Origin of the sequence: Streptomyces sp. NPDC048331 (genome assembly GCF_043201215.1) — a bacterium.
Lineage (GTDB): Bacteria > Actinomycetota > Actinomycetes > Streptomycetales > Streptomycetaceae > Streptomyces.
This window is the reverse complement of sequence record NZ_JBICYT010000021.1, coordinates 96,371-114,997: the sequence shown is the minus strand read 5'-3', so window position 1 is coordinate 114,997 and position 18,627 is coordinate 96,371. Positions and strand designations below refer to the sequence as shown.

The following is an 18,627-nucleotide window of genomic DNA, read 5'->3' as shown; positions in this document are numbered from 1 at the left end:
AGGGACCACGCACGCATGGCTTTCGAACCGCCGCAGCGGCTTGTACGGGCGCTCGGCGAGATGCCGGAGACGGCGCAGGACACGGACTGGCTGGGGCAGTTGCCCCGACTCACCGAGGCCGCGCTGTCCCGGCGCGGGGTGGCGGCCCGTCGGGTGCAGGCCCCGGGTGGCCGCAGCAGCCTGGTGGTCCTCGTCACGTACGCCGACGGGACCCCGGCAGCGCTGAAACTGGCGCCCCCGCACGCCCGGCCCGACCGGGAGCTGGCCGCGCTGGCACACTGGGGCGGTTTCGGGGCCGTACGGGTCCTCGACACCCGGCATCACGACGACGACGGGGCGCTGCTGCTGGAGCGGCTGCACCCGGAGGTGTCGCTGCGGTCGCTGCCGGAGGCGAAGGCCCTGCTGGAGGCGAGCGGCACGCTGCGCAGGCTCTGGGTGGCGCCCCCGGCCGGCCACGGGTGGGAGACGGTGGCGGAGCGCACCGAGTGGCAGTCGCAGGCCCTGCGGGCGGCCCCGACGGAGACCCGGGCGTTGGCGGACGCGGCGCTGGCGATGCGGGCGGAGCTGGTGGCGGCCCCGCCGGAGGAGCTGCTGCTGCACGGGAACTTCCGGCAGGGCAAGGTGCTGGCGGGTGAGCGGGCCCCGTGGCTGACGGTGGGCCCGGATCCGCTCGTCGGCGAGCGGGCGTACGACCTGGCGCGGTTGGTCCGGGACCGACTGGAGGACCAGGTGGCCTCCTCGGCGGGGGCCGCGGGGGCCCGGCGCCGGGTGAACAAGCTGGCGGACGCGCTGGAGGTGGACCGGGAGCGGCTGCGGGGCTGGACCCTGTTCCGGGCGGTCGAGTCGGGCAACCGCGCGTTGGCCGCGGGGCGGCGCAGGGACGCGGAACTGCTGCTGGAGTTCGCGGCCTGGTTGTAGGGCATACCGTAGATATCGAGGTATGTCCGGCAGGGGGCCGTCATGGTCGAAGAACTGCTGACAGCGGCGATCGCCACCGGGGTGGCCGCCGTGGTCTACGTGGGCGCCGCGGCCCGGGTGGTGAAACAGTACGAGCGGGGCCTGGTCTTCCGCTTCGGCAGGCTGCGCGAGGAGGTCCGCGGGCCGGGCTTCACGACGATCGTTCCGTTCGTGGAACGGCTCCGCAAGGTCAACATGCAGATCGTGACGCTGCCGGTGCCCGCCCAGGAGGGCATCACCCGGGACAACGTCACGGTGCGGGTGGACGCGGTCGTGTACTTCAAGGTCGTCGATCCGGCGAGCGCGATCGTGGCGGTGGAGGACTACCGCTTCGCCGTCTCGCAGATGGCGCAGACCTCACTGCGGTCGATCATCGGCAAGTCCGACCTGGACGATCTGCTGTCCAACCGGGAGATGCTCAACCAGGGGCTGGAGCTGATGATCGACAGCCCGGCGGTCGGCTGGGGCGTGCAGATCGACCGGGTCGAGATCAAGGACGTCTCGCTGCCGGAGACGATGAAGCGGTCGATGGCCCGGCAGGCGGAGGCGGACCGGGAGCGCCGGGCGCGCGTGATCAACGCGGACGCGGAGCTGCAGGCCTCGCACAAGCTCGCCGAGGCGGCGGAGGTCATGTCGGAGCAGCCGGCGGCGCTGCAGTTGCGCCTGCTGCACACGATCGTGGCGGTCGCCGCCGAGAAGAACTCCACGCTGGTGCTGCCCTTCCCGGTGGAGCTGCTGCGCTTCCTCGAGCGCGCGGTCCCTCCGCCGGCGGCCGCACCCGCGCGGGAGGAACCGGCCTCGGCCGGCCCGGCTTCCGAAGGCCCCGGGCCGGCCGAGGTCCCTGGATCCTCCGCCCCGGACGCGCTCGACGGAGCCCTCGCTCCGGATGCGCTCGACGGCTCGGCGGACGGGCTGATGCTGGACGCGCCGCCGCCGCAGGAGGAGCGGGACGGGCTGCGCGAGTAGCCGCTGCGCGGGGCCGTCCCCGACCCGCTCTTCGCCCGTTCCCCGGGCTCCGCCCGGACCCGCGCCTCAATCGCCGGCGGGGCCGAGATCGCGGTCGCGCAACCCAGCCGGCCGGCTCCGTGCCGATCCGGCCGGGCAGGTCCGCCCCCGCCGGCGTTCGAGGCGCGGGGTCCGGGGCGGAGCCCGGGGAGGAAGCCGGGGCTCGGCCGGGCTACCGGGTCAGGCGGGCGAGGGCTTCCGCCAGCGGAAGTTCCTCGCGGGTGCCCGACGCACGGTGCTGGAGTTCGACGACCCCGTCGGCGGAGCGGCGGCCGGCCACCAGGATCCACGGCACGCCGATCAGTTCGGCGTCCGTGAGCTTCACGCCGGGCGACAGGCCCGGCCGGTCGTCCAGCAGCACCCGCCGGCCCGCCGCGGCCAGGGCCGTCGCCGCCTCCTCGGCAAGCGCGAGCGGCACCGCCTTGCCCGCCGCCACCACGTGGACGTCGGCCGGGGCCACCGCCGCGGGCCAGCACAGACCGCGTTCGTCCGCCGTCTGCTCGGCGAGCGCCGCCACCGCGCGGGAGACGCCGATGCCGTACGAGCCCATCGTGACCCGGACCGGCTTGCCCTCGCGGCCGAGGACGTCCAGCCCGAAGGCGTCCGCGTACTTGCGGCCCAGCTGGAAGATGTGCCCGATCTCGATCGCCCGGTCGAGCTTCAGCCCCGCCCCGCAGGACGGGCAGGGGTCGCCCGGCTCCACGACCACCACGTCCAGGTACCGGTCCACCTCGAAGTCCCGCCCGCAGACCACGTTCCGGGCGTGCGTGTCCGCCCGGTTGGCCCCCGTCACCCATGCGGTGCCGGGCGCGACACGGGGGTCGGCGAGGTAGCGGACCTTGTCCAGGCCCTGCGGGCCGACGTAGCCGCGTACCAGGTCGGGGCGGCCCTCGAAGTCCTCGGCCGTCACCAGCTCCACCACCGCCGGGGCCAGGTGCTCGCCCAGCTTGCCGAGGTCCACCTCGCGGTCCCCCGGCACGCCCACGGCCGTGATCTCGCCGTCGACCTTGACCAAGAGGTTCTTCAGTGTCGCGGAGGCGGGTACGCCCAGGTGTGCGGCCAGGGTCTCGATCGTCGGGGTGTCCGGGGTGTCGACCTCCTCCGGTTCCGGGTGCTGGGCCGACACCGGGGCGAGGGCGAAGGTCACGGCCTCCGTGTTCGCCGCGTAGTCGCACGACGGGCAGTCCACGAAGGTGTCCTCGCCGGCCTCGGCCGGGGCCAGGAACTCCTCCGACGCGGAGCCGCCCATCGCCCCCGAGACGGCCGACACGATCCGGTGGTCCAGGCCGAGCCGCTCGAAGATGCGGACGTACGCCTCGCGGTGGAGCCGGTAGGACTCCTCGAGCCCCTCGTCGGACACGTCGAAGGAGTAGGAGTCCTTCATCTGGAACTCGCGCCCGCGCAGCACTCCGGACCGGGGCCGCGCCTCGTCGCGGTACTTGGTCTGGATCTGGTACAGCATGACCGGCAGGTCCTTGTAGGAGGTGCACTGGTCCTTCACGACGAGGGTGAAGATCTCCTCGTGGGTGGGCCCGAGCAGGTAGTCGGCGCCCTTGCGGTCCTTGAGCCGGAACAGCAGGTCCCCGTACTCCGACCAGCGTCCGCTGACCTCGTACGGCTCCTTCGGCAGCAGGGCCGGGAGCAGCACCTCCTGGGCGCCGATCGCGTCCATCTCCTCCCGGACGACGCGCGAGACGTTGTCCAGGACCCGCTTGCCGAGCGGCAGCCACGTCCACACCCCGGCGGAGCTGCGCCGGACGTAGCCGGCGCGGACCAGGAGCCGGTGGCTGAGGGTTTCGGCGTCGGCCGGGTCCTCGCGGAGGGTCTTGGCCATGAGGCGGGACATGCGCTGTACGTGGTGCGTAGACATGTCGGGAGATTACCGGGGGCCCGGTGGCCCGCGGTACCGGTTTCAGCGCCTGGTCAGCGGCAGGGTGGCGCCCATGACCGCGTACGGCAGGCTCGCGCTCGGGAAGTGGACCTGGCGGGCGAGGTCGCTGTAGCCGAGGGCGCGGTAGAGGCCGCGTGCGGGGCTCTCGGTGTCGATGGCGGAGAGGATCGAGCGGGGCTCGGCCGCGTCGTCGGTGATGCCGGTGATCAGGGCGCGGCCGACGCCGTGGCCCTGGAAGCCGGGGTGGACGTGCAGCTCTGTGATCACGAAGGAGCCGTCGAGCCAATCCTCGTGGCCGCCGGCGCGCAGGTAGGGCTCGACGATGGTGGACCACCAGTGGGTGCGGTCGTTCGGCATCCCGTAGACGAATCCGGTGAGCGCACCGTCCTCGGCGAACGCCCCGAGGGCACGAGCGCCGCGACAGGTCATGTGGCGCTGGACGATGTAGCGCCGGATGCCGACCTCCTCCTCGCTGAGGCCGAAGGCGACGGCCTGCACGCGCAGGGCCTCGTCCACGCGGGCGGCGAGGTCGAGGGGAGCGATTCGGACTCCGGAAGGCAGCATGCGGCGACCTTACTTCGCGGTACGGGGCTGCCGGAATGCCGTAGCCGGGGTCCGTGGCCCGCCTTTCGGCTCCGGTGCGGCCCGGGCCGCGACCGGGTGTCAGAAGAGCACGCTCATGAACGCGCCGACCTCGCGGAAGCCGACGCGGCGGTAGGCCGCCCGGGCGGCGGTGTTGAAGTCGTTCACGTAGAGGCTGACCACGGGGGCCACGTCGCGCAGCGCGTAGGCGACGACGGCGGCCATCCCGGTCTCCGAGTGGCCGTGGCCGCGGAACTCGGGGTCCACCCAGACGCCCTGGATCTGGCAGGCGTGGGCGGTGGCGGCGCCGATCTCGGCCTTGAAGACGACCTTGCCGTCGTCGACGCGGGCGAAGGAGCGGCCACTGGCGACGAGCTCGGCGACGCGGGCCTGGTAGAGCAGTCCGCCGTCGCCGGCCATCGGCGAGATGCCGACCTCCTCGGTGAACATGGCCACGCAGGCGGGCATGATCAGCTCCATCTCGTCCTTGCGGATCCGGCGGACCTGCGGGTCGGCCTCGACCGTGGTGGACGGGCGCTCGATGATCATGAGCGGCTGGTGGGAACGTACCTCGCGGGCCGGGCCCCAGCTGGGCTCCAGGAGCTGCCACAGCAGTCGGGTGGCCTCGGCGGGGCCGACGATGGAGGAGCAGCGGCGGCCGGTGCGGCGGGCCCGGTCGGCGAAGGCGCGTACGGCGTCGGGGCCGGCGCAGACGGGGACCAGATTGGCGCCCGCGTAGCAGAGCGAGCGGAGCTCGCCGTCGGCGTACCAGCCCCACATCTCGCCGCCCAGGCGCCACGGGTCGAGTCCGGCGACCTGGACCCGGGAGGTGACGAAGGCGTTCTCGACCGGCTCGCGTCCGAGGATTTCCATCGCGGCGTCGAGATCACTGGGCTCAAGGACCCGGGTGGTGGTCTGCGTCAACACTGGGGCCTCACCATGCCGGTCTACTGATCTCCGCACTGTACCCGGCGGCGCCCGGGGATGCCGCGTCCGAGGTGACGAAAGAGCCCCGGCCCGCCCCCGAACTGCGGGAACGGCACCGGGGCCACTGACGGGGCGGAAGCTCTCGGAGAGATCAGACGCCGATGGCGACGGTGGGCTCGCCGCTCATCACGCCGTCCTTCTCCATCTGCTCGGCGATCTTCATGGCCTCTTCGATGAGGGTCTCCACGATCTTCGACTCGGGGACGGTCTTGATGACCTCGCCCTTCACGAAGATCTGGCCCTTGCCGTTGCCGGAGGCGACACCGAGGTCGGCCTCACGGGCCTCACCCGGGCCGTTGACGACGCAGCCCATGACCGCGACGCGCAGCGGGACCTCCATGCCCTCCAGGCCCGCCGTGACCTCCTCGGCCAGCTTGTAGACGTCGACCTGGGCACGGCCGCAGGACGGGCAGGAGACGATCTCCAGGCGGCGCGGCTTGAGGTTCAGCGACTCCAGGATCTGGATGCCGACCTTGACCTCCTCCGCCGGCGGGGCGGAGAGGGAGACGCGGATGGTGTCGCCGATGCCCTCGGAGAGCAGGGCGCCGAAGGCGACGGCGGACTTGATGGTGCCCTGGAAGGCGGGGCCGGCCTCGGTGACGCCCAGGTGCAGCGGGTAGTCGCAGGCGGCGGCGAGCTGGCGGTAGGCGTTGACCATGACGACCGGGTCGTTGTGCTTGACCGAGATCTTGATGTCGCCGAAGCCGTGCTCCTCGAAGAGGGAGGCCTCCCACAGCGCGGACTCGACCAGCGCCTCGGGGGTGGCCTTGCCGTACTTCTTGAGCAGGCGGGCGTCGAGCGAGCCGGCGTTCACACCGATGCGGATCGGGGTGCGCGTCTCGTTCGCGGCCTTCGCGATCTCCTTGACCTTGTCGTCGAACTGCTTGATGTTGCCCGGGTTCACCCGGACCGCGGCGCAGCCGGCGTCGATCGCGGCGAACACGTACTTCGGCTGGAAGTGGATGTCGGCGATGACCGGGATCTGCGACTTCTTGGCGATCACGGCGAGCGCGTCGGCGTCGTCCTGGGTCGGGCAGGCCACGCGGACGATGTCGCAGCCGGAGGCGGTGAGCTCGGCGATCTGCTGGAGCGTCGCCCCGATGTCGGAGGTCCTGGTCGTGGTCATCGACTGCACGGAGATCTGTGCGTCGCCGCCGACGGCCACCTTGCCGACCTGGATCTTGCGGCTGACCCTGCGGTCGGCAAGCTTCGTCGGTACGGCCGGCATTCCGAGAGAGATGGCAGTCATCTGCTGTGCAACCCCAAGGTGTGGATCAAGGTCCCGAGATCGGCGGGCTCCAGGCTTCGAGATTACGCCAACCACGGCGCGCCCCGTGCATCCGAGGGGTGCGCCACCCGAACGTAGGGAGCCGGGCACGATCCGTGCCCGGCTCCCGTGGTGCGGGGGTGGCGCCCCCACCGAACTAGGTGATCTTGATCGGGTTGACCACGTCCGCGACCATCACCAGCAGGGTGAAGCAGATGAACAGGCCCGCGACCACGTACGCGACGGGCATCAGCTTCGCCACGTCGAACGGGCCGGGGTCGGGGCGCCGGAAGATCCGCGCGACGCCGCGCCGCAGCGATTCCCACAGGGCGCCGGCGATGTGCCCGCCGTCGAGCGGGAGCAGCGGCAGCATGTTGAACAGGAACAGCGAGAGGTTGAAGCCGGCCAGCAGGTTGAGGAAGAAGACCAGCTGGTGCTGGGCGGGGATGTCGAGGGTGAAGATCTCACCGCTGACCCGCGCCGCGCCGACGACGCCCATCGGGCTGTCCTGCTTGCGCTCGGCCCCGTTGAAGGCCGCGTTCCACAGGTCCGGGACCTTGGAGGGGAGGGCGACCAGGGATTCCACGCCGGCCTGCATCATCTCGCCCATGCGGTCGACGGACTGGCCGAAGGACTGCGGGACGTAGCCGGAGGCGGGGGCGAAACCGAGGAAGCCGGCGGTGACGTACTCGTCCTTGACGTACCGGCCGCTGCCGTCCGTCTTGGCGACCTTGTTCTCGATCAGGTTGGCTTTGAGGTCCATCCGCTGTCCGGCCCGCTCCACGGTGATCGTGGCGGGTCCGACGGTGGCGCGGATGTCCTTCTGCAGGGCGGACCAGTCGCCGACCGATCGGCCGTTGAAGGCGACGATCTTGTCGCCCGCCTTCAGGCCGGCCGCCTTGGCGGGGGCGGCAGGGTCGGCGGGGGCGCACTTGTCGCGCTTCTCGCTCTGCTGGATGACGCAGTCCGAGACGGTGGCGACCGAGGTGGTCTGGGTGTTGAGCCCGAAGGTCATCAGGGTCGTGAGGAAGATCGCCACGGCCAGCACGAGGTTCATGAACGGTCCGGCGAACATCACGATGACGCGCTTCCACGGCTTGCGCGTGTAGAAGAGCCGGTTGTCGTCCCCGGGCTGGAGCTCCTCGTACGCGGCCGAGCGCGCGTCCTCGATCATCGACCGGAACGGCGAGGTGGAGCGGGCGGTGACCTTGCCGTCCTCGCCGGGAGGGAACATCCCGATCATGCGGATGTAGCCGCCCATGGGGATGGCCTTGATCCCGTACTCGGTCTCGCCCTTCCTCCGCGACCAGATGGTCGGCCCGAAGCCCACCATGTACTGCGGCACGCGAATGCCGAAGATCTTGGCCGTGGAGAGGTGCCCCAGCTCGTGCCACGCGATGGAGACCAGCAGGCCGACCGCGAAGACCACGACCCCGAGCACCGTCATCAGTAGTGTCATGCGCGCGCCTCCGCGGCGGCCCGTGCCGCCATCTCCCGCGCCCGGGCCCTGGCCCAGGCCTCCGCTTCTAGGACGTCCTGGACCGTCAGGGAGGTTCCCGACTCAGGTGTCCCGTGCTCATCGACCACGGCAGAGACCGTATCCATGATTGCTGTGAACGGCAGCCGACCTGCCAGGAATGCCTCCACGCACTCCTCGTTGGCCGCGTTGAACACGGCCGGGGCGGTGCCGCCGAGGGTGCCCACGTGCCGGGCGAGGCCCACCGACGGGAAGGCTTCGGTGTCCAGGGGGAAGAACTCCCAGGTGGATGCCTTGGTCCAGTCGAAGGCGGGGGCCGCGTCGGGGACCCGTCGGGGCCAGCCGAGGCCGATCGCGATGGGGCCGCCCATGTCCGGCGGGGTGGCCTGGGCGAGCGTGGAGCCGTCGGTGAACTCCACCATCGAGTGCACGTAGGACTGCGGATGGACCACGACCTCGATGCGGTCGAAGGGGATGTCGTAGAGCAGGTGCGCCTCGATGACCTCCAGTCCCTTGTTGACCAGGGTCGCGGAGTTGACGGTGATCACGGGGCCCATGGCCCAGGTGGGGTGGGCGAGGGCGTCCTCGACGGTGACCTTCGCCAGCTCGGCGCGGGTGCGGCCGCGGAAGGGGCCGCCGGAGGCGGTCACCACGAGCTTGCGGACGTCGGCCCGGGTGCCGGCGGCGAGCGCCTGGAAGAGCGCGGCGTGCTCGGAGTCCACGGGGATGATCTGGCCGGGCTTCGCGAGGGCCTTGACCAGCGGGCCGCCGACGATCAGCGACTCCTTGTTGGCCAGGGCCAGGGTCCGGCCCGCCCGCAGCGCGGCGAGGGTCGGCGCCAGGCCGATGGAACCGGTGATGCCGTTGAGGACGGTGTGGCATTCGGAGGCGGCGAGTTCGGCCGCGGCGTCCGGTCCGGCCAGGATCTCGGGCAGCGGCTCGGACGCGCCGTACCGGGCGCTCAGCGCCTCTTTCAGGGCCGGTACGACGTCCTCGCGGGCCACGGCCACGGCCCGGACCCGCAGCTGCCGGGCCTGCTCGGCCAGCAGCTCCACCCGCCCTCCGGCGGCGGACAGCGCGGTGACCTTGAACCGGTCCGGGTTGCGCAGGGCGAGGTCGATGGCCTGGGTCCCGATGGACCCGGTGGACCCGAGGATGACGATGTCCCGGAGGCCGGCCGCGGGGTCGAAGAGGAGGTGCGGGTCGGCGAGGGGGGCTGGGCGGTCGCTCATGCCCCCCATTGTTGCCGCAAGTCAGGAGCGGCCGGACACGGAGCCCCCTTCCGTTACCCGCAGAAGCAGGTGCGGGAGGGTTCCGGCGAACTCCGGGAGCGTCCGGGCCACGTTCCACCAGGCTTCGGGGTCCTCGTCGAGGGCGAGGGCCAGCAGCTGGTCGGCCTCGGCGTGGGAGGCGAGGACGGCCGCGGGGCGGTCGTGCCGGTCGGGGTGGTCCACGTCGCCCAGCCAGTGGTCCTGGTCCAGGGCCCAGCAGGCGGGCAGCTTGTGCCGGATCACGTCGTGGCCGGTGAGCAGGCCGCGGTCGAGGCAGTCGCGGACCCAGCGGACGTCCTCCGCGACGCTGTCCATCGGTACGGCGAGGCTCGTCAGGGCCAGCTCGCGCTCGACGCCCCCGTACGGTTCGCCGGCCGTCGGCGTCAGGTGGCGTACGGCGCGGACGAGGTCGGTACCGGGCTCCCCCGCGTCGGCCGCCTCGGGCACGGTGCCGTCGGCGAGGGCGGCGACCAGCGCGGGCAGCGGGCCCCGGTGGCCGGGGGCGTGCCGCAGCAGTTCCGCCCACATGCGGGGATCGTCCCCGAGCGGGCGCAGGGCCCGCAGGACGGCGCTCTGCATACCGGCCTGTTCGGGCAGGGTCCAGCGAAGGCCGTCGGTGTCGGGGAGGCGGGCGAGCAGCAGGGTCCGGTGGGCGGGGGCGATGTGGGTGACGAGTTCCTCGTGCGTGACCCGGCCCATCCGCACGGCGCGGACGGCGGGTCGGTGCCAGGAGCGCCCGTCGGACGGGCCCGCCGGGGCGGCCAGGAAGGCGTGGACGGTCTCCAGGGGCAGGTCCAGGGCGAGCAGCAGGGCCTCGACCGCGCCGGTCGGCAGCGGCTCGCGCAGGTGCTCGGCGAGGAGCGGTTCCGGGTCCGGCCGCTGCCGCAGGGCCAGGATGTCCAGCGGGACCCGCGGTCCGCGCCGGCCGTGCCGGCGCAGCAGGCCGACGAGCTCGGCCGCGTCGAGCGGTTCCTCGTCGGGGTCCCGGCCGAGTTCGGCGCGGAGCACCGGCAGGAGTTCGGGGGGTGTGCGGCGGCGGGCGTAGCGGGCGGGCCCGGGCAGGCCGGGCAGCGGCCGGCCCACGACCCGGGGGTTGCGCGCGATGAAGGTCCGGTCGGCCGCGCTGCCATGGCGCAGCAGCAGGGTGACGGTCGAGGCCGACAGCCACTCGTCCCGGCACAGGTATTTGCGGGTGGGGTCGTCCAGCCTGCCGATCATGTCGGTGACGACGTGGTCCGGTGCGTGGCGCAGCAGGTGCGCCACGCACCAGGCCAGCCGTCGGCTGGTGCGGTCTTCCTCGGCCGTCGACATCGTTCTCGTCCGCCTCGCGCTGTGCTCGTACGCGTACCAGTACTCGTACTCATCCTCGTACGTCTGTCCGACGTTCGGCGATGATCGCAGGTCAACGAAGGGGGCGGTGCACGTTTTTCCGGGTCGAGGGTCCGGGCGTCGCGTCCGCGATCCAGGGGCCGTCGCCGGAGGGGTCGAGGACGCCCTCCTCCAGCCAGGCGTAGGTGCCGGACAGCACGCCCGCGACCACCTTGCGGTCGAGGTCGTCGGTGTTGGACCAGAGTCGGCCGAAGAGTTCCTCGACGCGCAGCCGGGACTGCTCGCAGAAGGCGTCGGCCAGTTGGTAGGCCTCGCGGCCGTGGGCGCCGGTGGCGCGCAGGTGCTCGGCGCGGACGCAGGCCGCGCTCATCGCGAAGAGCTCGGCGCCGATGTCGACGATCCGGCCGAGGAAGCCCTGCTTGGTCTCCATCCGGCCCTGCCAGCGGGACATGGCGTAGAAGGTGGATCGGGCGAGTTTGCGGGCGCTGCGTTCCACGTAGCGCAGGTGGGTGGAGAGGTCGGGGTGGCCGCCGGGGTGGAAGGCGCGGTAGGTGCCGGGTACCTGGCCGGGGCCGGTGGCGAGTTTGGGCAGCCAGCGGGCGTAGAACCCGGCGGCGCGGGCTCCGGCCCTGGCCTTGTCTCCGAGTGCCTTCTCCGGGTCGATGAGGTCGCCGGCCACCGAGAGGTGGGCGTCGACGGCCTCGCGGGCGATCAGCAGGTGCATGATCTCGGTGGAGCCCTCGAAGATCCGGTTGATGCGCAGGTCGCGGAGCATCTGCTCGGCGGGGACGGCGCGTTCGCCGCGGGCGGCGAGGGATTCGGCGGTCTCGAAGCCGCGCCCGCCGCGGATCTGGACGAGTTCGTCGGCCATCAGGCAGGCCATCTCGGAGCCGTAGAGCTTGGCGAGGGCGGCCTCGATGCGGATGTCGTTGCGGTCCTCGTCGGCCATCTGGGAGGCGAGGTCGACCACGGCTTCGAGGGCGAAGGTGGTGGCGGCGATGAAGGAGATCTTCGCGCCGACCGCCTCGTGCCGCGCGACCGGCCGGCCCCACTGCTCGCGGACCCCGGACCACTCGCGGGCGATCTTCAGGCACCACTTGCCGGCGCCGACGCACATGGCGGGCAGGGACAGCCGGCCGGTGTTGAGTGTGGTCAGGGCGATCTTGAGGCCGGCGCCCTCGGCGCCGATGCGCTGGGCCGCGGGGACCCGTACCCGGTGGAAGCGGGTCACACCGTTCTCCAGGCCGCGCAGGCCCATGAAGGCGTTGCGGTGCTCGACGGTGATGCCCGGCGAGTCCGCCTCGACGACGAAGGCGGTGATGCCGCCGCGGCGGTTCTCGGACTTCGGTACGCGGGCCATCACGACGAGCAGGTCCGCGACGACCCCGTTGGTCGTCCACAGCTTCACGCCGTCGAGCACGTAGTCGTCGCCGTCGGGGACCGCCGTGGTGGCCAGGCGCGCGGGGTCGGACCCCACGTCGGGCTCGGTGAGCAGGAAGGCGCTGATGGCGGTGGTGGCGCAGCGGGGCAGGTAGGTGTCCTTCTGCTCCTGCGTGCCGAACATCTTCAGCGGCTGGGGCACGCCGATCGACTGGTGGGCGGAGAGCAGGGCCCCGATGGCCGGGCTGACCGATCCGACGAGGGCCAGCGCCTTGTTGTAGTAGACCTGGGTGAGGCCGAGGCCGCCGTACTTGGGGTCGATCTTCATCCCGAGGGCGCCGAGTTCCTTGAGGCCGCGCACGGTCTCGTCGGGGATCTTCGCCTCGCGCTCGATGAGGGCCCCGTCGACGCGGGTCTCGCAGAACTCCCGCAGTCGGGCCAGGAAGGCCTCGCCCCGCCGGACGTCCTCGTCGGCGGGGAGCGGATGGGGGTGGATCAGGTCGAGCCGGAAACGCCCCAGGAAGAGTTCCTTGGCGAAGCTGGGCTTGCGCCAGTCCTGTTCCCGGGCCGCCTCCGCGACCTGCCGTGCCTCGCGCTCGGTCACCTTGGGCTGTGCGGGCTGTGTTGCGGACATGCGGGGACTCACCTCGCCGCCGGAGTCGTTGGTACCGGCCTACTGGCCGGTGCTACCTGTGAGTCGTACCCTCTCCGGCCCGCCGGGAAAAGCCGGGCCGTCCGAGCGAGGGAAATCCGGCCCGTCGGCGCGCCTACGCCCGGGTGGGTGAGCCGAAGGGGCGCGCCGGCGAAGGACGCCGAGCGCCCGGAGGAACCGCGAGGAACGAGCGGTACCGAGGACGTACGGCGTCCTGGAGCCGGCATCGGCGCCCCGGAGGCGAACCGAGCCCCGAGAAAAGGGGACGGCCGGAGCCCCCGCACAGTGGGCTCCGGCCGTCGGCTCCATGGCCGTACGAGATCAGATGTCGAGGCCGGTCAGGACCAGGACCCTCTCGTACGTGTAGTCGTCCATCGCGTAGCGGACGCCCTCGCGACCCACACCGGACTGCTTGACGCCGCCGTACGGCATCTGGTCGGCGCGGTAGGACGGCGCGTCACCGATGATCACACCGCCGACCTCGAGCTCGCGGTGGGCGCGGAACGCGGTCTGCACGTTCCGGGTGAAGACGCCGGTCTGCAGACCGAACTTCGAGTCGTTGACGGCGGCGAAGGCCTCGTCGGTGTTCTCGACCTTCTTCAGCGTCAGGACCGGCCCGAAGACCTCCTCGGTGGCGAGCTTGACGCCGTCCGGCACGTGGGCCAGGACGGTGGGCTCGTACGAGGCACCCGCGCGCTTCCCGCCGGTCAGCAGCTTGGCGCCGCCGGCCACGGCCTCGTCGACCCAGGACTCGACACGCTGGGCGGCGGCCTCGGAGACGAGGGGGCCGACGTCGGTGGCGGAGTCGGACGGGTCGCCGGTGACCTGGGCCTGGACCTTCTCGACGACCTTCTCGACGAGGCGGTCGTAGACGGAGGCGTCGGCGATCACGCGCTGCACGGAGATGCAGGACTGGCCGGCCTGGTAGTTCGAGAAGGTCGCGATGCGGGTCGCGGCCCAGTCGAGGTCGGCCTCGGAGGACCAGTCGTCCAGGACGACGGCCGCGGCGTTGCCGCCGAGCTCCAGGGTGCAGTGCTTGTGGGGCACCGACTGCTGGATGGCGTAGCCCACGGTGTCGGAACCGGTGAAGGAGATGACGGGCAGGCGCTCGTCCTTGACCAGGGCCGGCATCTTGTCGTTGGCGACCGGCAGGACCGACCAGGAGCCGGCCGGGAGGTCGGTCTCGGCGAGCAGCTCACCCAGGATCAGGCCGGAGAGCGGCGTGGCCGGGGCCGGCTTGAGGATGATCGGCGCGCCGACGGCGATGGCCGGGGCCACCTTGTGGGCGCACAGGTTCAGCGGGAAGTTGAACGGCGCGATGCCGAGGACCGGGCCCTTGACGAAGCGGCGGGTCAGCGCGAGGCGGCCGACACCACCGGCGTCGGTGTCCAGGCGCTGGGCCTCTCCACCGTTGAAGCGGCGGGCCTCTTCGGCGGCGAAGCGGAACACGGACACCGCACGGCCGACCTCACCGCGGGCCCACTTGACGGGCTTGCCGTTCTCGGCGGAGATCAGCTGGGCGATCTCCTCGGTGCGCTCGGCGAGTCGCTTGGACACGTGGTCCAGGGCGGCGGCCCGTACGTGGGCGGGGGTGGCGGAGAACTCCGCCGTCACGGCGTACGCCGCGGCCACGGCTTCTTCGACCTGCTCGTCGGTGGGCACGCTGACCGTGCCGACCGTTCGGCCGTCCCACGGGGAGTGGACGTCGAAGCTGTCCTCGCCGGTGGCCTGGCGGCCGGCGAGCCAGAAGGCGTGGGTGGAAGTCATGCGAATCCCGGCCCTTCGAGAGTGTGCGGTGGGTCCTGACCCCTCCACCGTAGAACTCCGTCGGGGTTTCGGCGTTTGTCCCTGATGGAGCGGCGGGTCGTCGCGCTTCGCCGCTTTGTCACTGTGCAGACCGCCGGACGGGGCTGCGGCGCGGCGCGGTCCGGCCGGGGCCGGGGCCGGCTCAGGACGGGGTCGGCTCAGGGGTCGGCTCAGGACGGGGTCGAGGTGGCCTTGAGGGCGAGCCACAGCTCCATGCGGACGTCGGGGTCCTCCAGGGAGCGGCCGAGGATCTCCTCGACCCGCTTCATCCGGTAGCGCAGGGTGTGTCGGTGCACGCCCAGGTCGGCCGCGGCCGCGTCCCACTGCCCGTGGCGGGAGAGCCAGGCCTGGAGCGAGGCCACCAGGTCACCGCGCCCGGTCGCGTCGTGTTCCCGCAGGGCGCGCAGGGTGCCGTCCGCGAAGGCCCGTACGGCGTCGTCGGCCAGCAGCGGCAGGACCGAGCCCGCCGCCATGTCCTCGTGTTCCACCATCGGCCGGCCGCGGCGCCGGGCCACGGCCAGGGCCTGGTCGGCCTGCTTGAGGGCCGCCGCCACACCGCCCGGTCCGGCCGGCGCGGACAGGCCGACCACCAGCTCGTCCGGCTCCGGTCCGGCCGCTTCCCGGCCGCGCCGCGCCTCCAGTACCTCGGCGTGGTCCACGCAGGCCTGTACGGCCGAGCCCCCGTCGGCGGCCAGGACCACGAGCCGGCCCGCCTCCGGGACCACGAGCAGCGCCTCCCCGGTCCGGGCCGCGGCCGACTCCACCGCGTCGGACAGCAGCGCCAGGCCTTCGGGCTGGGCGGTCCCCGCCAGGGCCGGCTCGGCCACGACGAGTCGGAACGGCGCCTCCAGCAGGGCCCCGTACAGGTCCCCGGCCACGGACCGGGCGTGGTCCGCCTCGCCCGCGAGCAGCATCCGCAACACCGCGGCCCCCAGCCGGGACTCGGCGTCGTGCAGCGAGCGCGAGCGCTCGGTGGTGAGGGTGAGCAGCGCGACGGCGGAGTGCACGGCGTACCGCTCGGCGGTCCCCAGCGGGGCGGCGGTACCGACGGCGAGTGCGCCGCGTGCCCGCCGGCCCGTACCGAGGGACTGGAGTTCGACGCGGTCCTCGGAGCCGCCGACCACGGCGCTCGCGGGCGCCGGGCGCTCCCGCAGCCGTTCCACGTCGGGGGTCAGCCGGGCGGCGCGGCGCGCGGCCCAGTCGGGTGCGGCCGCGACGACCGCGCCCGAGGTGTCGTACAGGGCGGCCCAGCCGTGGACGTGCGCGGCCAGCTTCACCAGCAGCTCGGTGGGGCCGTCGACGGAGAGCGCGGCCCGCGTCAGCTCCCGCTGGGCCTCGAATCCGGCGGTCACGGCCCGGTACTGGTCCGCCGCGAGGGCCGCGGAGACCGCCTTGCTGATCGCCAGGAAGGGGGTCCGACGGGGTACCTCCAGCAGCGGCATGTCCTCGGTCCGCGCGGCCTCGACGAGCGCTTCGGGGATCTCCTCGTAGTTGACCCCGATCGCGAAGCCGATGCCGACGACCCCGGCGGCGGCGAGGCGGCGTACGTAGGCGCGCATCTCCTCCGGGTCCCCGGCGTCCAGCTTCATCGCGGTGATCAGGAGCAGCTCCCCGCCCTCCATGTAGGGGACGGGGTCGGCGAGCTCACTGACGTGGGCCCAGCGCACAGGGGTGTCGAGGCGCCCCTCCCCCGCCCGGACGCTGAGCTTGAGCGCCGAGTGCTGGACGAGTGAGGCGAGGGTGAGCGGCATCGGTTACCAGTGGCCTTAGCGGGAGGGGGCGACGGAGCGGAGGACGGCCGGCAGAAGCGGGGGACCCGCGGGCGGATTTCGCCGTGTCGTACGAACGACTCCCCTCGATTCTGCCACCTCGTACGGGTCGGGGTGCGGGTCAGGACGTTCCGGCCAGGCGGACCAGCAGCGGAGCCGCCCGTTCCCCGCGCACCGAGGTCAGCGACAGCACCGCGTGCCCCGGTGGCACGGCGTGCGCCAGGTCGGAGGCGGACCACCGCTCGCGCTCCACCTGGCGCACGGTCACGGCGTCCGTGGTGACGGCCTTGCCGGTGACGAGCTTGCGGAAGGAGTGCATCAGGCGGGTGAGCGGTTGGTCGGCGAAGACGGTGCGGTGGGTGACGTCGCGGGTCTCCACCCACTCGGTGCCCCAGGCCTCGGCGAACCGCTTCCCGTCCCAGGTGGTGACCCCGGAGAAGGCCATCCGGCAGCCGACGGACCCGAGCAGCGGCGTCCGCAGCTCCTCCGGTACGTCGTCCAGCGTGCGCAGCGTGAGCAGGACGCCCGCGTGGGCCGAGCGCAGCCGCTGGACGCCCCGCACGGTCCCGGCGGTCAGGGTGTGGGAGGCGTCGTCGAAGGCGAGGAAGGCGAAGAGGGAGCGGTCGGTGCGGGCGGCCGCGGCGGCGTTGAACTGGGCGAGCAGCAACCGGGCGAGCATCCGCGAGGCGTCGGCGTGCCCGCGCTCGGGCAGGTCCACGCGGACACGGATCGGGTGTTCCAGGGCGCGCAGCGAGAACGGCCGACCCTGGCCGGTGGTGTCGAAGAAGCCGGCGAAGGCGGGTCGGTCCAGCAGGGCCACCCGATCGGCGAGGGCCGGGCCGGGGTCGGCGGGGGCGCCGTGCTGGCGGGCCCGGGCATCCAGCTCGCGGAGCATGGCGTGCTGCCCGGCGAGGTCGCGGCGCAGGGTGTCGAAGGCGGTGGGGAGGCCGTCGAGCAGCTCGCGCAGCTCGGGCACGGCCGGGAAGCGTTCGTACGCAGCGCGGAACGGCCCGAGGAGTTGGGCGAGGGCGGTGGCGGCCCGGCGTACGTCCGTCCCGGGAACGTCTCCGACGAAGGCCTCGGCGAGCAGCGTGGCGGCCTCGTCGGGGTCGGTGGCGCCGCCGTAGAGGTCGAGGTCGTAGACGGAGGCGGGGTCGCCGACCCGGACCACGACGTCGAAGGCGGCGTCCGGGCCGAGCTGGGCGCCGGCGGCTCCGACGGCGACGACGGCGGCCTGGCCGGCGAGGGCCTGGAGCGAGAGCGACTCGACGACGGGCCGCACCAGCCGCCGGGTCTTGCCGGTGCCGGAGGGCCCGACAGCGAGCAGGGAGGTACCGAGCACGTCGGGGTCGAGGGCGAGGGCGGTGCCGCGGCGGGAGTAGGGGTTGCGCGTGCCGTCCTCCACGGTGCCGAGCAGCACCTGCCGGGCGAGCAGATCGTGCCGGGCGGCCCGCACGGGCAGGTCCCGCGCCCCGGACGGGTGCACACAGGCCGCGGCGCCCTTGTCGCGCACGGCGTCGGCGAAGGCCCGCATGCGGGACGGGTCGACGCGCACGGAGTCCCACGCGCGCCGGATCCGGGTGTAGTCCACGTCGTTCATCCGCCCACCCCCGGCCTCGGCCTCCAACCGCTCGGCCACCTCCCCGAGCCCGGCGGCCCGCAACTGCGGCCACCGCGCGGGATCGTCCGGGCCGCCGGCTTCGGGGTGGGCGGAGTCGGGCAGGGGCGTGGGCTGCACGACCCGCAGGAGGCGGCTGCCGAGGAGCCGCCGACCCAGTTCGGGCCAGCGGCCGAGACGCCCGAAGCCGATCGCCAGGACCGCGACGACAATGCCGTACCAGACGTACGCGACGACCACGGCGGCGTGGGTGTGGGCCCAGGAGTCCGGCGTGAACATGTACATCGGCCAGAGCCAGAAGCCGCCCAGGTAGTTGTTCCACAACAGCGACCAGAGCAGCAGCCCCGCCAGCAGGGAGATCAGGGCCCCGCTGACGAGTTGGCGGGTGGGGGTCTCCTCGGGCTCCTCGGTGGCCCGCGGCACGTGCCCGTACGTCCATACGCCCGGACCGTCCGAGGTGCGCGGGTGACGCAGCCAGTCGCCCAGCGTCGGTCCGGCCGTCGGCGCGTGCGAGGGCTTCGGGGGGAGGTGGGGGGTCGGCGGGGCGGTCGGTCTCGGGACGTGCCCGGCCCGGGGTGGGCGCGTCTCGTGCGTGCCGTCGGTGTCCATGAAACCCCTGCCCCCTGCCCGTGCCTG

General features: G+C 73.0%; 13 protein-coding genes. 2 read left to right on the top strand and 11 right to left on the bottom strand.

Annotation, left to right across the window (positions count from 1 at the left end):
* The first annotated feature begins 15 nt into the window (after positions 1 to 15).
* Both ACGFYY_RS27420 and ACGFYY_RS27415 read left to right on the top strand, forming a co-directional pair.
* Positions 16 to 918: an aminoglycoside phosphotransferase family protein gene (locus ACGFYY_RS27420; protein WP_393713293.1), complete on the top strand. Its 903-nt coding sequence runs from the start codon at positions 16 to 18 to the stop codon at positions 916 to 918.
* Between the two features lie 42 nt (positions 919 to 960).
* Positions 961 to 1,923, top strand: a complete 963-nt coding sequence (locus ACGFYY_RS27415; RefSeq protein WP_393713290.1) for a slipin family protein — start codon at positions 961 to 963, stop codon at positions 1,921 to 1,923.
* Positions 1,924 to 2,134: 211 nt separating this feature from the next.
* Here ACGFYY_RS27415 and ACGFYY_RS27410 read toward each other — a convergent pair whose 3' ends face one another.
* The 11 genes from ACGFYY_RS27410 to ACGFYY_RS27360 all read right to left on the bottom strand — a co-directional run bounded on the left by ACGFYY_RS27410 (position 2,135) and on the right by ACGFYY_RS27360 (position 18,600).
* On the bottom strand, positions 2,135 to 3,832 hold the full coding sequence (locus ACGFYY_RS27410; RefSeq protein WP_393713287.1) for a proline--tRNA ligase: 1,698 nt from the start codon (positions 3,830 to 3,832) through the stop codon (positions 2,135 to 2,137).
* 42 nt (positions 3,833 to 3,874) lie between these two features.
* Positions 3,875 to 4,417 carry a GNAT family N-acetyltransferase gene (locus ACGFYY_RS27405; protein ID WP_365264755.1) on the bottom strand — a complete coding sequence of 181 codons (543 nt, stop codon included), beginning with the start codon at positions 4,415 to 4,417 and terminating at the stop codon, positions 3,875 to 3,877.
* 99 nt (positions 4,418 to 4,516) lie between these two features.
* The gene (locus ACGFYY_RS27400; protein ID WP_365264753.1) at positions 4,517 to 5,359 is read right to left on the bottom strand and encodes a GNAT family N-acetyltransferase; all 843 of its coding nucleotides are present in this window, start codon (positions 5,357 to 5,359) and stop codon (positions 4,517 to 4,519) included.
* Between the two features lie 154 nt (positions 5,360 to 5,513).
* A complete protein-coding gene (gene ispG, locus ACGFYY_RS27395) occupies positions 5,514 to 6,671 on the bottom strand; it encodes a flavodoxin-dependent (E)-4-hydroxy-3-methylbut-2-enyl-diphosphate synthase (RefSeq protein WP_030386345.1) in 1,158 nt (385 codons plus the stop codon).
* A 175-nt stretch (positions 6,672 to 6,846) separates the two neighbouring features.
* The gene (locus ACGFYY_RS27390; protein WP_393713283.1) at positions 6,847 to 8,148 is read right to left on the bottom strand and encodes a M50 family metallopeptidase; all 1,302 of its coding nucleotides are present in this window, start codon (positions 8,146 to 8,148) and stop codon (positions 6,847 to 6,849) included.
* Positions 8,145 to 9,398, bottom strand: coding sequence for a 1-deoxy-D-xylulose-5-phosphate reductoisomerase (gene dxr / locus ACGFYY_RS27385; protein ID WP_393713281.1), 1,254 nt, complete (start codon positions 9,396 to 9,398; stop codon positions 8,145 to 8,147). Before dxr ends, ACGFYY_RS27390 begins: the two co-directional genes overlap by 4 nt.
* Positions 9,399 to 9,419: 21 nt before the next feature.
* Complete coding sequence (locus ACGFYY_RS27380) at positions 9,420 to 10,748, bottom strand: hypothetical protein (RefSeq protein ID WP_393713279.1); 1,329 nt, start codon at positions 10,746 to 10,748, stop codon at positions 9,420 to 9,422.
* 91 nt (positions 10,749 to 10,839) lie between these two features.
* Entirely contained in the window at positions 10,840 to 12,780 is a 1,941-nt protein-coding gene (locus ACGFYY_RS27375) for an acyl-CoA dehydrogenase family protein (protein ID WP_393713277.1), read from the bottom strand.
* Positions 12,781 to 13,119: 339 nt separating this feature from the next.
* Complete coding sequence (locus tag ACGFYY_RS27370) at positions 13,120 to 14,565, bottom strand: aldehyde dehydrogenase family protein (RefSeq protein WP_030718646.1); 1,446 nt, start codon at positions 14,563 to 14,565, stop codon at positions 13,120 to 13,122.
* Positions 14,566 to 14,774: 209 nt separating this feature from the next.
* Complete coding sequence (locus tag ACGFYY_RS27365) at positions 14,775 to 16,355, bottom strand: PucR family transcriptional regulator (RefSeq protein WP_393713274.1); 1,581 nt, start codon at positions 16,353 to 16,355, stop codon at positions 14,775 to 14,777.
* Between the two features lie 139 nt (positions 16,356 to 16,494).
* Positions 16,495 to 18,600, bottom strand: coding sequence for an ATP-binding protein (locus ACGFYY_RS27360; protein ID WP_393713272.1), 2,106 nt, complete (start codon positions 18,598 to 18,600; stop codon positions 16,495 to 16,497).
* Positions 18,601 to 18,627: the final 27 nt, after the last annotated feature.

Coding starts and splice junctions, on each gene's coding strand:
- ACGFYY_RS27420 (WP_393713293.1), top strand. CDS start 16: ATGGCTTTCGAACCGCCGCAGCGGCTTGTACGGGCGCTCGGCGAGATG.
- ACGFYY_RS27415 (WP_393713290.1), top strand. CDS start 961: ATGGTCGAAGAACTGCTGACAGCGGCGATCGCCACCGGGGTGGCCGCC.
- ACGFYY_RS27410 (WP_393713287.1), bottom strand. CDS start 3,832: ATGTCTACGCACCACGTACAGCGCATGTCCCGCCTCATGGCCAAGACC.
- ACGFYY_RS27405 (WP_365264755.1), bottom strand. CDS start 4,417: ATGCTGCCTTCCGGAGTCCGAATCGCTCCCCTCGACCTCGCCGCCCGC.
- ispG (WP_030386345.1), bottom strand. CDS start 6,671: ATGACTGCCATCTCTCTCGGAATGCCGGCCGTACCGACGAAGCTTGCC.
- ACGFYY_RS27390 (WP_393713283.1), bottom strand. CDS start 8,148: ATGACACTACTGATGACGGTGCTCGGGGTCGTGGTCTTCGCGGTCGGC.
- dxr (WP_393713281.1), bottom strand. CDS start 9,398: ATGAGCGACCGCCCAGCCCCCCTCGCCGACCCGCACCTCCTCTTCGAC.
- ACGFYY_RS27380 (WP_393713279.1), bottom strand. CDS start 10,748: ATGTCGACGGCCGAGGAAGACCGCACCAGCCGACGGCTGGCCTGGTGC.
- ACGFYY_RS27375 (WP_393713277.1), bottom strand. CDS start 12,780: ATGTCCGCAACACAGCCCGCACAGCCCAAGGTGACCGAGCGCGAGGCA.
- ACGFYY_RS27370 (WP_030718646.1), bottom strand. CDS start 14,565: ATGACTTCCACCCACGCCTTCTGGCTCGCCGGCCGCCAGGCCACCGGC.
- ACGFYY_RS27365 (WP_393713274.1), bottom strand. CDS start 16,355: ATGCCGCTCACCCTCGCCTCACTCGTCCAGCACTCGGCGCTCAAGCTC.
- ACGFYY_RS27360 (WP_393713272.1), bottom strand. CDS start 18,600: ATGGACACCGACGGCACGCACGAGACGCGCCCACCCCGGGCCGGGCAC.